10 protein-coding genes are annotated in these 14,031 nt (G+C 72.9%); 3 read left to right on the top strand and 7 right to left on the bottom strand.

Annotation, left to right across the window (positions count from 1 at the left end):
* Positions 1-33: 33 nt before the first annotated feature.
* On the bottom strand, positions 34-399 hold the full coding sequence (locus tag ACQPZZ_RS07775) for a DUF3499 domain-containing protein (RefSeq protein ID WP_363469472.1): 366 nt from the start codon (positions 397-399) through the stop codon (positions 34-36).
* A gap of 166 nt (positions 400-565) precedes the next feature.
* Here ACQPZZ_RS07775 and ACQPZZ_RS07770 point away from each other — a divergent pair, with 166 nt between their 5' ends.
* On the top strand, positions 566-1,033 hold the full coding sequence (locus ACQPZZ_RS07770) for a metallopeptidase family protein (protein ID WP_363639804.1): 468 nt from the start codon (positions 566-568) through the stop codon (positions 1,031-1,033).
* 4 nt (positions 1,034-1,037) lie between these two features.
* On the opposite strand, the gene ACQPZZ_RS07765 is transcribed toward ACQPZZ_RS07770, so the two are convergent.
* The 4 genes from ACQPZZ_RS07765 to ACQPZZ_RS07750 all read right to left on the bottom strand — a co-directional run bounded on the left by ACQPZZ_RS07765 (position 1,038) and on the right by ACQPZZ_RS07750 (position 7,916).
* A complete protein-coding gene (locus tag ACQPZZ_RS07765) occupies positions 1,038-2,495 on the bottom strand; it encodes a DUF5719 family protein (RefSeq protein WP_432930247.1) in 1,458 nt (485 codons plus the stop codon).
* Complete coding sequence (locus ACQPZZ_RS07760) at positions 2,492-5,359, bottom strand: glycosyltransferase (protein ID WP_432930246.1); 2,868 nt, start codon at positions 5,357-5,359, stop codon at positions 2,492-2,494. The genes ACQPZZ_RS07765 and ACQPZZ_RS07760 overlap by 4 nt, the downstream gene beginning before the upstream one ends.
* Before the next feature lie 155 nt (positions 5,360-5,514).
* A complete protein-coding gene (locus ACQPZZ_RS07755) occupies positions 5,515-5,772 on the bottom strand; it encodes a WhiB family transcriptional regulator (protein WP_079313297.1) in 258 nt (85 codons plus the stop codon).
* A 191-nt stretch (positions 5,773-5,963) separates the two neighbouring features.
* Positions 5,964-7,916, bottom strand: a complete 1,953-nt coding sequence (locus ACQPZZ_RS07750) for a hypothetical protein (RefSeq protein WP_432930243.1) — start codon at positions 7,914-7,916, stop codon at positions 5,964-5,966.
* 172 nt (positions 7,917-8,088) lie between these two features.
* Between ACQPZZ_RS07750 and cofD the strand changes: the two genes are divergently transcribed.
* Together cofD and ACQPZZ_RS07740 are read left to right on the top strand one after the other, a co-directional pair.
* On the top strand, positions 8,089-9,024 hold the full coding sequence (gene cofD / locus ACQPZZ_RS07745) for a 2-phospho-L-lactate transferase (protein ID WP_432930241.1): 936 nt from the start codon (positions 8,089-8,091) through the stop codon (positions 9,022-9,024).
* 35 nt (positions 9,025-9,059) lie between these two features.
* Entirely contained in the window at positions 9,060-10,343 is a 1,284-nt protein-coding gene (locus tag ACQPZZ_RS07740; RefSeq protein ID WP_432930240.1) for a coenzyme F420-0:L-glutamate ligase, read from the top strand.
* A gap of 77 nt (positions 10,344-10,420) precedes the next feature.
* On the opposite strand, the gene ACQPZZ_RS07735 is transcribed toward ACQPZZ_RS07740, so the two are convergent.
* Positions 10,421-11,233 carry a carboxypeptidase-like regulatory domain-containing protein gene (locus tag ACQPZZ_RS07735; RefSeq protein WP_432930238.1) on the bottom strand — a complete coding sequence of 271 codons (813 nt, stop codon included), beginning with the start codon at positions 11,231-11,233 and terminating at the stop codon, positions 10,421-10,423.
* A gap of 62 nt (positions 11,234-11,295) precedes the next feature.
* A complete protein-coding gene (locus tag ACQPZZ_RS07730; RefSeq protein WP_432930236.1) occupies positions 11,296-13,947 on the bottom strand; it encodes a bifunctional FO biosynthesis protein CofGH in 2,652 nt (883 codons plus the stop codon).
* Between the last annotated feature and the right edge of the window lie 84 nt (positions 13,948-14,031).

Raw genomic sequence — 14,031 nt, 5'->3', positions numbered from 1 at the left:
AACGAGCCCTCCAACGCGCGATTTCGCCTGGGCTCATCGCTCCCTGTTGGGCTGGGCGGACTTGAGCACCCGCAGGTGCCCCCGGCGGCCCACCTCGACCGCCTGGCCGACGGGCTCGCCGGCGGCGGGAGCGGGGCGTGCGGCCTCCCGGACCGCGTTCGCCAGGGCCTCCAGGTCGTCGCCGCTCGGGGCGACGGAGTCGGACGGAAGGCGCACGACCTCCCATCCCCTGGGCGCGGTGAGCCGTTCCGCGTGCTCCGCGCACAAGTCGTAACAGTGTGGCTCGACGTACGTCGCCAGGGGGCCGAGTACGGCGGTCGAGTCGGCGTAGACATACGTGAGTGTGAAGACGGCAGGCTGCCTGCAGGCGGTACGGGAACAGCTGCGGACGGGGCTCACGGAGGGACCGTATCCGGTCCGCGTTCACATTGCCACCACCCCGCCGCTCTTATTGAACGTGTCGCCACAATTCACTGTTCTCAGAAGTCGACATGACGTTGACGGGCAAAGCGGACACCCCCGCGGGGATCCACCGCACCGGCGGCACACGCCTTAAGCTGGCTGCGTGAGCGAGCGGAGCGGTGACAGGCCGGATCCTGTGCGGCGGGTGCGCCGGCGCGACCGGCACGGCCGCGGCATGCGCGGCCCTCTCGCACCCTCGCACGTTCCCATCGCCAAGTCGCGCGGCGAGCGGTTCGACGACCTCGTGCTCGACGCGGTCGACCGGCTCAAGCCGCGGTGGGGCACCCAGCTCGCGTCGGTGGAGTTCGCGGTGGAGGAGGTGCCGCCGGCGGCCGAGCTGGTGGACGGCCCCGCCCGGCTGTCCTCCGATCCCATCCCGCTGGGACGGGCGGAGTCGGCCTCAGGGGAGGATCCGGCCACCGTCGTGCTGTACCGCCGCCCTCTGGAGGCCCGGGCCCGCGACCGGGACCAGCTCGGCACGCTGGTCCTGGACGTGGTCGTCGAACAGGTGGCCAGCCTGCTCGGCCTCACGCCGGAGACGATCGACCCCGGCTACGACGACCGCCACTGAAGCTTCACGGGAGCACGACGCCCGGCGCGTCGACGGTCGGGGGCACCAGCGCCCAGGTCCTGGCCATGGCCAGCGGCTGCGTGGTGACCATCTGGCCGTCCTTGACCGACTCGTCGAGGACCCGCCCGCCGTACACCGGCCCGGAGCCCGGCATCGGCCGTACGACGACGCTGAAGCCGCCCTTGGCGCCCTTCGGGGGAGTCAGCCTGATCTCCTTGGTGCGGGCGGCGGGCACCTTCACCTCGACCGGGGCCGGCGCCTCCCCCTTCGTGGGCAGCAGCCGCACCTCCACGGTGGCCGCCCCGAACGGCGCCGACAGCACCAGCCACGAGGTCTGCTTGCCTTCCGCCCGGCCGTCGGCGACGACGCTGCCGAGGTCGACGGAGGCGGCGCCGGCCGCGAAGGCGACGTCCTGCCTCGCCCCCGTTCCGGTGATCTTCATGCCCGCCACGATCGGGACGTCGGACTCCAGCACCAGTGCGGCCGGCTGCCCGCCGATGCCCGTGGACAGGTCGAGCGAGGCCGCCGAGCCGGCCGGCACCTCGATCGTCTCCTTGTTCTTCAGGGCGTAGGAGCCGTCCTCCAGCACGGCCTTGATCCGCACGACCGTGTCCTGCTCCCCCGGCGCGGCGACGTACAGCTCCCGCTGACCGGCGGTGCCGGGGATGCCGGGGACGACGACCCGGGTGGCGGGGGCGGCGGCGACGGGCAGCCAGTCGACGCCCCTGCCCTCGCCCAGCACGGCCTTCACCGCGGCGGCCACCCGGCCGCTCCGGGTGCTCACCTGCAGAGCCATGATCAACGGGGAGGGTGCGAGGTCGCGCAGCCTGATCACGCGGTGCTGGCCGGGCTTGACGACGACGCCGTTGCCACGCTCGCTCAGCACCGGGCCCTCGCCGGAATAGACCATGAACGAGACGTTGGCCGGGGCCGAGTCGGGGTTGGCGAGGTAGAGCGTCATCTCCGCCGCGGCCGGCCCCGGCCCGACGAACCAGCTCTCGGCGCCGGGCTCGACGCACCGCACCCCGGCGAGCCCCCGCTGGGTGCCCGACGTCTCCCGGGCGGTCTGGGCGCTCTCCAGCCCCGCGGCCATCGAACCGGTCGCGTCGACCACGAGGGGGCCGCCACCCGCGGCGATCTCGCGCTGCCACAGCAGGCCCGGCCGGTCGATCACGTCGTCCTTGCCGCCGCCCTTCTCCTCCCCCGGGGCCCTGATCGCCGACAGGGTGGCGCTCCCGGGGGTCTGGGCGCGCTCGGGGTCCGCCGGGGTCACCACGCTCACCCGGCTGCCGGACGGCGCCGGGCACACGGCGGTCACCGACTCGACCGGCACCTTGACGGCCTGGGGGCGCGCCTGCGCGGCCGGCGCGGGACGGCTGACGAAGGCCACGCCGTATAGCGCGCCCAGCGCGACCAGCACCAGGGCGAGCAGGCCGAAGCGGTTCTCGATCAGTCTCCTCACGCGGGCACCCGATCTTTCCTGCCCTTGTCTTCCTTCGCTCGCCGGCGGCCCCGCGGCCCTTCCTCCACGGGCGCGTCGCCGTAGTCGCCCTCCGGCTCCTTCGTACGGGCTCCGGGCGAGGCCAGGATCAGCACGAGCACGAGCAGCGCGCCCTGGGCCCACAGCCAGCCCCGGTGCAGCGCCCCGGCGGTCGCCGGCGGCGGGGGCACCGTCACCTGGCCCGCCACACGCCACAGGCCGCCCGTCTCCGAGAGGCTCAGCCGGGCCAGGGCGGGCTGAGAATCGAGCGCCCGTTGCAGGGCCGGGTCGACGGGGCCAGGGACCGTCACGAAGCGGACCCCGTACGACGCGAGCGTCTGGACGTAGGTGTTTCCCCGGCCCGAGGCCAGCCCGGAGACCGCGGTCGCGAAACGGGGAATCGCGTCCCGGGGCGGTTCGAGGTCGGACTCGCCGATCAGCGGGCCCCGGCCGCGCAGCAGCGTGTAGCCGACCCTGCCGTCCCTGGGACGCAGCAGAAGCGTGCCCTCGCCGGGCGCCGACTGGAGCGCGGCGAGCACCGGCACCGGGTCGCTCAGGTCACCGCGCAGCGGGTCGCCGGCGCCCCTGGTCACCCACAGCCCGGCGGCGGCGAGCGGGGTCGCGAAGGCGACCACGACGATCAACATCGCTCCCAGGCGGCGCAGCCCGCGCGCGGCGCGGAACTCGGCGATGCGGTGCGCCTGGTGTCCCGCGGCCACCAGCAGGCCGGTCGCCGCGAAGGCCAGCGGCACCCCCGGCCAGGCCGCGCCGTCGATCCGGCTGACCACGATCGCCACCAGCAGCCCGAAGAGCATGACGCCCCAGCCGATCGCGACGACCATCTGGTGACGCCGCAGCAGCAGCGCGGCCAGCGCGACCGCGATCAGGCCCGCCGTCGCCCACATGGGCGGCACCCCGGGCCCGCCGGGGCTGAGCATGAGCAGGGAGTCGGCGCCGAGGCGGGGGTCGATCAGCCGCGCGTCATGCAGGCCGGACTCGAGCAGGATCCGTCCCGGCTCCCTGACGATCTGGGCGAGCCACGGGAACAACAGGACGACCGGGGTGCCGAGACCGATCACGAGCGACCGCCTGACGCCCCTGCGGATGCCGCCGAACGACACCGCGGCGAGCCCGCCGAGGATCGCCACCAGCACGTACACGAGCGGCACGAAGGCCGTGCCCACGGTCAGCAGCAGGCCGAAACCCCAGGCCGCCCGCCGCGATCCGGCGATCACCCGCGTGGCGAGCGCCGCGTAGACGGGCAGCAGCACGATCACGATCGCGGTGCCGAGGCGCCCGCCCGCCACCGCGCCCGTCGCGACCGGCAGCAGGGCGTAGGTCGCGCCCAGCCAGACGCGCGCCGGCGTGTACGAGATCATCCGTTTCGTCGCCGCGTACGCCGAGATCCCCGCCAGCGGCACGCAGCCGAGCAGCACCACGGCCACGGCCAGCCACGTCTTGCCCAGCGCGACCGCCGACAGCCCGGCCAGCACGGCGACGTACGGCGGGGCCCAGGTCTGCGAGCCGAGCCCGGCGGCGTGATGGTCCTCGACGTAGAACCGCCACAGGTCGGACGCACCTCCGGTGACCGGCACCAGAGCCCCGCCGCCCAGGTGTCCGCCGGAGGACAGGAGCTGGGGCAGCAGCGCCCTTTCGGCAGCCAGCGTGATCACGATGAGGATCAGGCAGAGCACCACGCCGGGGCTGCTGAGCACGCGCTGGACGCCGCCCGAGTCGGTCAGCAGTTCGTCGCCGTCGTCCTCCTGGGCGCGATCCGCGCCCGCGTGGTGGCGGCCCGCCGAGTCCACCGGACCGGCTCCGGCGAGGAAACCCTGCACCATGTCGGCCAGCCGCCGCAGCGCGGCGCCCGGCGGAGTGAGTTTGCGCCGGATCGCCGGCCAGCCCTGCTTCCTGCCCTTCTTCCTGGCCTTGCGGGCCCGGCGCAGGCGCATCGGATGACCGATGACCGAGCCGAGCGCGGCCAGCTCGTCGAGCGCGTTGGCCGGCTGCTTGGCCAGCAGGAACAGCAGGGCCCGCAGCGTGGACCCGAAGACGTTGCGCAGCACCGACCGCACGAGCGCGCCGAACGGCAGGTTCGCCATCAGGACGAACAGACCGTTGCGCCGGTCGAGCCTGCGCGGATGCTCGTCGCTGGTGGCGATCCTGCGGCGCCGCCGCGCCGACGCCTCGGCGTGCCAGGCCACCGCGTCGCTCACGTTGAGCACGCGATGCCCGGCCGTACGGGCCCGCCAGCACAGGTCGAGGTCGTCGCGGAACAGCGGCAGCGCGGGGTCGAGGCCGGACAGCTCGTCCCAGACGTCCCTGCGGATCAGCATGCCCGCGGTGGAGACCGACAGGACGTCGGCGATCCCGTCGTGCTGGCCCTGGTCGTACTCCCTCGGCTCCAGGCCGGTGTCGCGCCGCCCCGACCTGCTGACGGTCACGCCCATCTCCAGCAGCACCCGCCGGTCGAGCCAGTCGCGCAGCTTGGGGCCGAGGATGGCGGCCTTGGGATCCTGCTCGGCGGCCCACAGCAGGGCCTGCAACGCACCGCCGTCGGGCACGCAGTCGTCGTGGAGCAGCCAGACCCATTCCTGACCGGGCGCGGGCGGCAGCCGCCTCAGCACCTCGTGGACGGCCTCACCGAACCCGGTCGACCGAGGCAGGGTGAGCACGTTGCCCGCGCCGAACGCCTCGGTCAGCATCTTCCCGCTGCCGTCACGGCTGCCGTTGTCGACGCCCACGACACGGTCGAGAGGCCGGGTCTGGCGCAGCACCGCCGCCAGCGTCTCCTTGAGCCAGCGGGCGCCGTCGTGGGCGACGACGATCGCGGTCACCGAGTGCACGTCGAGTCCTAGGGGGGTCGTACGGCTGAGCGCCGACAACGATACGGCAACCCGGACTCACCCGATCACATCCAGGCGAAACAGGCTGTCAGCAGCACCCCAGACATGAATACGGGACCGCGCGCCGAGCGCACGGCCCCGTGCCGGGCTACGACCTAGACGGCCTGGCGCTTGATCTTGCGCCTCTCCCGCTCGGACAGGCCGCCCCAGATGCCGAAACGCTCATCATGCTGCAGCGCGTATTCGAGACACTCGGCGCGCACCTCACACGAGCGGCACACCTTCTTGGCTTCTCTGGTGGAACCGCCCTTCTCAGGAAAGAACGCTTCAGGGTCGGTCTGCGCACACAGAGCGCGCTCCTGCCACCCGAGATCTTCACCATCGAGCGCCTGTGCCATGACCAGATCGGTCATTGCACACCTCCCTGTCGCTCGCCCGCCCACATGGAGCCCCCCATAAAACGCCTGCCCTATACCCACCCTTGGGAAGGCGTAACAACATGTCTGTAATTACACGCGCGTGGCGCGTGTGGCGTCAAGCGGCATACCGATACCCGGGGAAAGACCTGCTCGCCCCGGTTCGTACGCCCCGATCTACGGTCCTATCAGCGTTCGGAACCATACCAAGGCAGGTTGGGGTCGGTTCCGCGGCCTGCCTGATCGGGGGCGGAACCTTCCTCATACTTTGCCTGCGACCGATCCGGCGTGTAGATGGCCGTCGGGTCGAGTGGCTCCTCCCTGCGCAGCGGGTCGCTGAGCGGGTCCCCGTGGTAGGCGGAGGGGTCGAACCGGACGGTCTGTTCGGCGGGACCGGCTGCCGGGGGCTGGAACGGCGCGGGCTCGGACTGGGGGTGGCCGAGCGGGTTGTCGTAGTACTCCGGCAGGTCCTGAGGGCCGGTGGGGTGGTCGGGCAGGGCGCCCTGCCGGTAGCTCTGCGCCTGCTGGTAGGCCTGCGCGAGCTGCTGCTCCCTCGGGTCGGCCGGGCCCTCGTACGCGGGGGGAGCGTCGAAGGCCGGGCCCCCGGCCGCATGGCCGGGCGTGTGACCGGGCGTGTGACCGGGCGTGTGGCCGGGCGTGTGGTCGGCCGCATGGCGGGCGAACTCCGGACCGGAGTACCCGGAGAAAGGCGACCCCTGCCCATACTGCCGGTCCTGCCCGTACTGCTGATTCTGCTCGTACGGCCTGGCCTGGTCGTAGGAGGGCTGGCCGTAATCGGGGGCACCGGGGCCGCCCGGCGCGCCGGGGGAAGCGCTCGGGAACTGGCCGTAGCCGCCGCCGTCGGTCTGCTGGCCCGCGTAGCCGTACTGGTCGAACACCGGGCCCTGGGGCGGCGGGGAGTAATCGGCCCGCTGGGGCGCCGGCTCGGGCTGCGTGCCGTACGCGCCGGTCGGGGGCCGCTCCTGCTGGTAGCCCTGCTGACCGTAGTCGGAGTAGTGCGCGCCGGTCTGGACGTTCTGCAGTGACGGCGCGGGCTGCTGCGTCTGTCCCTGACCATGCCCCTGGGCGGGGGCGGGGGCGGGGGCGGAAGCAGCGGGCTGGCCGTACGGCGGAGGCTGCGGGGCGGTTGGTGCGGGGTTGTAGACGTCCTGTGGCCGCTCCTGGCCGAAGGCGCCCTGGCTCCGCTCCTGCGCCGCGTACTGCTGCTCTGGGGCGTACTGCTGCTCTGGGGCGTACTGTTCCTGGGCGTACTGCTGCTGGTGCTCGGCGTACCGGTGCTCGGCGGGCGGCAGCGCGGGGTGGGCCGGCGCGCTCTGCCCGTACGCGGGCCCCTGCGGCTGGCCCTGGCTCTGGGGCTGGCTCTGGGGCTGGCCCTGCGGCTGGCTGTGGTGAGGGGCGTCGTACTGACCCGGCTGAGGAACGGCCTGGGGAGCGTTGTGCGGGTCGCCCGGAGCGGGGTGGCCGAACTGCTGCTGACCGGGGCCCTGCTGGCCTGGGCCCTGCTGACCGCTGTTGGGGTTGTGCACGGGCATGCCCGCTCCCGGCGCCTCGCCGTACCCCTGCGGCACCTGCGGCGCATGGGGGGCATGCGGCGTCTGGGGGGCCTGCGGCGGCGCGGGCGCGTAGGACTGGGGCGGGTAGGCGTCCTCGCGCCTGCCGAAGTAGTCGCCCGCCGGCTCCCTGGCGGGCTGGAGCGCGGAGGCCGTGCTCAGCGCGAACAGCGCGCCGAGGACGGCGAGCGCGATCATCGGCAGTCCGGTGATCAGGATCTCGAACCGGTCGCGGAACGTGGGCAGGTCGCCCACGAGCACGCCCAACAGGGCGATCACGCCGAAGACGACGCCGAGACCGAGCGACCCGGCCGCGCCCAGCGCCACCAGCCGGGCCCGGGGGGTGGGTGCGCCGGCCTTGGCGACGAGCAGCACGGCGCCGGCCACGAGCGCGCTCGAGACCGGGGACACAAGGGAGTGCAGGTTCGCCGCCGCGCGGAGGCCGAACGTGCTGCTCGACGAGGAGCCGATCAGCAAGTGCGCGATGCTCACGAGGACGGTGGTGATCACCACCGCGAGCATCGTCCATGCGGCCGGCTCGCGGAGCCGGCCGGTATCGACCTTGAGCACGACTACCCCCATCGGTCCAAAAGGCACTCGGGGAAGTTTCGCACATGCCTGACTTATGTGTTGGCAGACCCAAGAACCTCACAAGACGAACACACCCTACATTTGGCTGTTCATCCCGTTTTCGGGGTGGGGGGTCGGCGATGCCTCGGGCGGCCGGTGGAAGACTGACGGCATGCGCATCGTGTCCCTCGCCGGAGGAATCGGCGGCGCCCGATTCCTCCGAGGTCTCAAGGCCGCGGCCCCCGATTCCGAGATCACCGTTATCGGCAACACCGGCGACGACATCACCCTGTTCGGCCTTCGTGTCTGCCCCGACCTCGACACCGTCATGTACACACTCGGCGGCGGCATCGACGAGGAGCAGGGCTGGGGACGGGCCGGTGAAACGTTCACGGTGAAGGAGGAGCTCGCGGCGTACGGCATGGAGCCGCAGTGGTTCGGCCTCGGCGACCGGGACTTCGCCACCCACATCGTCCGCACCCAGATGCTGGCGGCCGGATATCCGCTCTCGCAGGTGACCGAGGCCCTGTGCGACCGGTGGCGGCCCGGGGTGCGGCTGCTGCCGATGTCGGACGACCGCACCGAGACCCACGTGGTCGTCTCCGACGAGGCCGGCAGGAGGGCCATCCACTTCCAGGAGTGGTGGGTGCGGCTGCGCGCCTCGGTGCCGGCCGAGCAGATCGTGCTCGTCGGCGCGGACGAGGCCCGTCCCGCGCCGGGTGTGCTCGACGCCATCGCGGCGGCGGACGTCGTGATCCTGCCCCCGTCGAACCCGGTCGTCAGCATCGGCACGATCCTCCAGATCCCGGGCATCCGGGCGGCCCTGGAGGACAAGACCGTCGTCGGCGTCTCCCCCATCATCGGCGGCGCGCCGGTGCGCGGCATGGCCGACGCCTGCCTGACCGCGATCGGCGTGGAGACGAGCGCCCAGGCGGTCCTGGAGCTGTACGGCTCCGCGCTGCTCGACGGCTGGCTCGTGGCCGAGGAGGACAAGGGCGTGACGCTCGACGGCGTCGTGGTGGAGGCCCGGCCGCTCCTGATGAGCGACCCCGAGGCGACGAGGGACATCGCCGCCGCGGCCCTCGCCCTCGCCGAATCCCTCCGCTGACCCCCTCCCCGTGATCTCGTAGACCAAGAGGACCAATGGCCCACATCACCGTAAGCGGCGTCGCCGGGATCCCCGAGGTCGCGCCCGGCGACGACATCGCCCTGCTCGTGGCGCAGGCCGCGCCCGACCTGGAGGACGGCGACATCCTGGTCGTCACCTCCAAGATCGTGAGTAAGGCCGAAGGCCGCATCCGCCGGGACAGCAGCCGTACGGCCGCGATCGAGGAGGAGACCGAGCGCGTGGTCGCGCGGCGCGGCGACACGGTCATCGCGCAGACGCGGCACGGCTTCGTGATGGCCGCGGCCGGCGTCGACGCCTCCAACACCTCCCCCGGCACGGTGCTGCTGCTCCCCGAGGACCCGGACGCCTCGGCGGCGCGGATCCGCCGGGGGCTGCGCGAGCGGCTCGGCGTGCGGGTCGGGGTGATCGTCTCCGACACCTTCGGCCGGCCCTGGCGGCACGGCCTGACCGACGTCGCCATCGGCGCGGCCGGCGTACGGCCGGTGGAGGACCTGCGCGGCGGCGCCGACGGCTACGGCAACCCGCTCAACGCCACCGTCACGGCGCTGGCCGACGAGATCGCGGCGGCGGGCGATCTGGCGAAGGGCAAGCTGTCCGGCGTGCCGGTGGCCGTCGTCCGCGGGCTGGGCGACCTGGTGACGGACGAGGACGGCCCCGGCGGGCGGGCCCTCGTCCGCCCCGCCGACGAGGACATGTTCCGGTTCGGCTCGGCCGACGTGGTCTTCGCGCGCCGCACGATCCGCGAGTTCTCCGGCCGCGAGGTCGACCCCGCGGCCGTACGGCGGGCCGTGGCCGCCGCCGTCGCCGCGCCCGCCCCGCACCACACCACCCCCTGGCGGTTCGTGCTGCTGGAGACGCCGGCGGCGCGTACGGAACTGCTCGACGCCATGCGGGACGCGTGGATCGAGGACCTGCGCTCCGACGGCTTCTCCGAGGAGTCGATCGCGCGGCGGATCCGGCGCGGCGACGTGCTCAGGAACGCGCCCTACCTGGCGGTGCCCTGCCTGGTGATGGACGGCTCGCACACCTACAGGGACGACCGCAGGAACGCCGCCGAGCGCGAGATGTTCGTGGTGGCCACCGGCGCCGGAGTGCAGAACTTCCTGGTCCAGCTCGCCGTGCAGGGCCTGGGCTCGGCGTGGGTGTCGTCCACGATGTTCTGCCGCGACGTGGTGCGCAAGGTGCTCGGCCTGCCGCACAACTGGGACCCCATGGGCGCCGTGGCCGTCGGTCATCCCGCCGCGCCGCCGAAGGACCGGCCGCCGCGCGACCCGGCCGACTTCTACGTCACGAGGTGAGCGCCGGGATCACTGCCGCTCCGTGAGGTGGCCGCGGCGGAGGCGGGCGCGGCGACAGACAGCTGCGGACCGTCCGCTCACCCCTGTGGGAGCCCGAGCTCCAGCTCGATCCAGTAGACGCCGGTCATGACGGGGGTGAAGTCGGCGACGACCTCCTGCGCGTAGTCGGCAGCGCCGCGGAGCTTCACCGCGAGCGGGCGGCCCTCGTAGTCGGCCGTGATCCGGTAGCGGCCGATGGGCACGTCCTCCAGGCCCGAGCCGTCGCCGTTCCGGGTGGCCGTCCGCACGATCCGGCTCCCCTCGGAGCCGTCGATCAGCGGACCGTCCGGCACGAGGGTGAGCCGCACCTTCTCGTCCTCCAGGAAGGCGCCCGTGTCGAGCTGGTCGTTCAGGTCGACGCGGAACAGCACCTTGCCGCCGTAGAAGCCGAGATCGTCGGGCTTCTTCCCCGTGAGTCTCCAGGTGAAGTTCCTGATCGCGCCGCTCGGCCCGGCGAACGGCGCGTCGTCGTCGGGCGCCAGGCCCAGCGAGTACTCCCGGCCGTTGTAGCGCCTGGTGATCGTCGCCGACGCGTGGAAGGTCGCCCCGATGTTCGTGGCGACGCGGTAGCGGCCGTCGCCATCGGTCCGCACGACCTCGTTGCTGTCGTAGAGCAGCTGATTGTCGGCGACGATCTCGGCCCCCTCGATCGGCCTGCCCTGCGCGTCGACCACCCGCCCCTTCAGCACGCCGCGCTCGACCTCTCCGGGTTCGGCCTCCCCGGGTCCGGCCTCCCGGGGATCCTCGTCCCGCCCCTCGCTCACCGAGCCGCTCATCACGCCCTCTTCAAGGACCCCGCATCCGCCGAGGACCGTCATCAGCAGGACACCGAGCACCAGCCGTCTTTCCATGCCGACTGATATTAAGATCACGATCTTGCAATTGGCTTGGAGATCACGCGGCGGCGGACGGGCTACCCGATCGGCTGCCGCCCGGTCTGGGGCGTCTCGAGGGGCGTCTCCAGGAACTGGACACGGCGGACCGACTGGCACACGCCGTCGCTGCGCCTGGCGGCCTCGGCCCGTTCCTCACTCGGCCGGCCGTACGACGTGGTGCGCTGGCGCAGCGGACGGCCGGTCGGGGCGACCATGGCCGCGATCTCGGTGATCGTCTTGTAGGAGCCGTTCTCGGATCCGGCCATCCGGCTGATCGTCTCCTCCATGAGCGTGCCGCCGAGGTCGTTCACGCCTCCGGCGAGCACGTCACGGCACAGGTCGTCGCGCAGCTTCACCCAGGAGCACTGGATGTTGCGAATCGCGCCGTGCAGCATGATCCGGGCCAGCGCGTGGACCGCGCGGTTCTCCCGGGCGGTCGGCCCCGGCCGGGAGATCCCCGCCAGGTAGATCGGCGCGCTGTGGTGAACGAACGGCAGCAGCACGAACTCGCTGAACCCGCCCGTCTCCTCCTGGATCGACCGGATCAGCCGGATGTGGCGCACCCAGTGCTCGTGGGTGTCCACGTGGCCGTACATCATGGTCGAGGTCGTCGGGATGCCGACCCGGTGCGCCGTGGTGATGACCTCGATCCACTCCCTGGCCGGGAGTTTGCCCTTGGTGAGCACCCACCGGACGTCGTCGTCGAGGATCTCGGCGGCCGTTCCGGGCAGCGAGTCGACGCCCGCCTCCCGCGCCGCGTGCAGCCACTCCTCGACCGACAGGTTCGTGCGGCTCGCGCCGTTGACGACCTCCATCGGCGAGAACGCGTGCACGTGGATCTCGGGGCAGCGCTCCTTGACGGCCCGTGCGATGTCGAAGTAGGCCGTGCCGGGCAGGTCGGGGTGGATGCCGCCCTGCATGCACACCTCGGTCGCCCCGGCCTCCCACGCCTCCTGCGCCCGGTCGGCCACCTCGCTCAGCGACAGGGTGTAGGCGTCGGCGTCGGTGCGCCGCTGGGCGAACGCGCAGAACCGGCAGCCGGTGTAGCAGACGTTGGTGAAGTTGATGTTGCGGTTGACGACGTAGGTGACGTCGTCGCCCACCGCCTCGCGGCGCAGCCCGTCGGCGATCCGGCACAGCTCGTCGAGGCCGGCGTCGTCGGCGCCCGCCCCCGACTGGTCCCCGGCGAGATCGAGCAGTGTCAGCGCCTGCTCGTCGGTCAGCCGCGCGGGGTCCGCCTCGGCCTGCCGCAGCGCCTCCCGCACGTCCGCCCCGACCGTGCGGTTCCGGGCGCCCGGCAGGCGCTCGCGCAGGGCGTCCCAGTCGCCGTACACGCTGTCGAAGTCGGCGCGGCGGTCGCTCGTACGGCCCTCGGCGTCGACGGCCGTGTGCAGATCGGCCCGTCCGCCGGTGACGAGACCGCCGAGGCCGCCGTCGGGCTCCTGCCAGGGACGGCCGAGGAGAACCGCGTCCTCCCGGGCGAGCCCGGTGGCGGGGTCGGCCAGCGCCGCCACGTGCTCGCGCAGCCGGGGGTCGAGCCACGGCTCCCCCGCGACGACGTACTCGGGATAGATCGTGAGGCGCTCGCGCAGCGTGAACCCGGCGGCGGCGGTCCGCGCGGCGAGGTCGTCGATCTGCGGCCACGGCCGCTCCGGGTTGACGTGGTCGGGCGTGAGCGGGGAGACCCCGCCCCAGTCGTCGATGCCCGCCCGCAGCATCAGCGCGTACTCCTCGCCGATCAGGTTGGGCGGCGCCTGCACGCGGACCTTCGGCCCGAGCACCAGCCGTGTCACCGCGATCGTCGCGGCCAGCTCGTGCAGGTCGGCGTCGGGCATGCCGCGCATGGCCGTGTCGGGCTTGGCGCGGAAGTTCTGGACGATGACCTCCTGGATGCCGCCGTACTCCCTGGCCACCCGGCGGATCGCGAAGATCGACTCGGCCCGCTCCTCGATCGTCTCGCCGATGCCGATCAGCAGGCCCGTCGTGAACGGCACGCTGGAGCGGCCGGCGTCCTCCAGCACGCGCAGCCGTACGTCGGGGTCCTTGTCGGGAGAGCCGTAGTGGGCCTCGCCCTTCTCGGTGAACAGCCGCCGTGAGGTGGTCTCCAGCATCATGCCCATCGAGGGCGCGACCGGCTTGAGCCGCTGCAGGTCCTTCCAGGTCAGCACGCCGGGATTGAGGTGCGGCAGCAGTCCTGTCTCCTCCAGCACCCGGATCGCCATCGCCCGGACGTACGACAACGTGTCGTCGTACCCGTGGGCGTCCAGCCACTCGCGCGCCTGGTGCCACCGGTCCTCCGGCCGGTCGCCGAGCGTGAACAGCGCCTCCTTGCAGCCCATCGCCGCGCCCTGGCGGGCGATCTCCAGCACCTCGTCCGGGGACAGGAAGGCGCTCGGCAGCTTGTGCGGGGCGGTGGCGAACGTGCAGTAGCCGCACCTGTCCCGGCACAACCGGGTCAGCGGGATGAACACCTTGCGGCTGTAGGTGACGACGCCGGGCCGTCCGGCGGCCTCCAGGCCCGCGTCCCTGACCCGCGATGCGTGCGCGAGCAGGGCGTCGAGGTCGTCGCCGCGGGCGCGCAGCAGGATCGCCGCCTCGGCGAGGTCGAGGGCCTTGCCGTCCCTGGCCCGCGCGAGTGCCCGGCGGGTGCCGCTGTCGGAGCTGACGTTCGGGGGTCGCTTCGCCGTCATACGCCGCACCCTACGGGGCGTGGGTCCGTCCGCCGTACCCAGCCCCCGGCGGTCCGAACGGAAGAAGTCATGGCGTACGCCCAT

Source organism: Microbispora sp. CA-135349 (assembly GCF_050947365.1).
In the GTDB taxonomy this organism is placed as follows: Bacteria; Actinomycetota; Actinomycetes; order Streptosporangiales; family Streptosporangiaceae; genus Microbispora.
The sequence above is the reverse complement of the archived record's forward strand: the minus strand, read 5'-3'. Positions and strand labels throughout refer to the sequence as shown.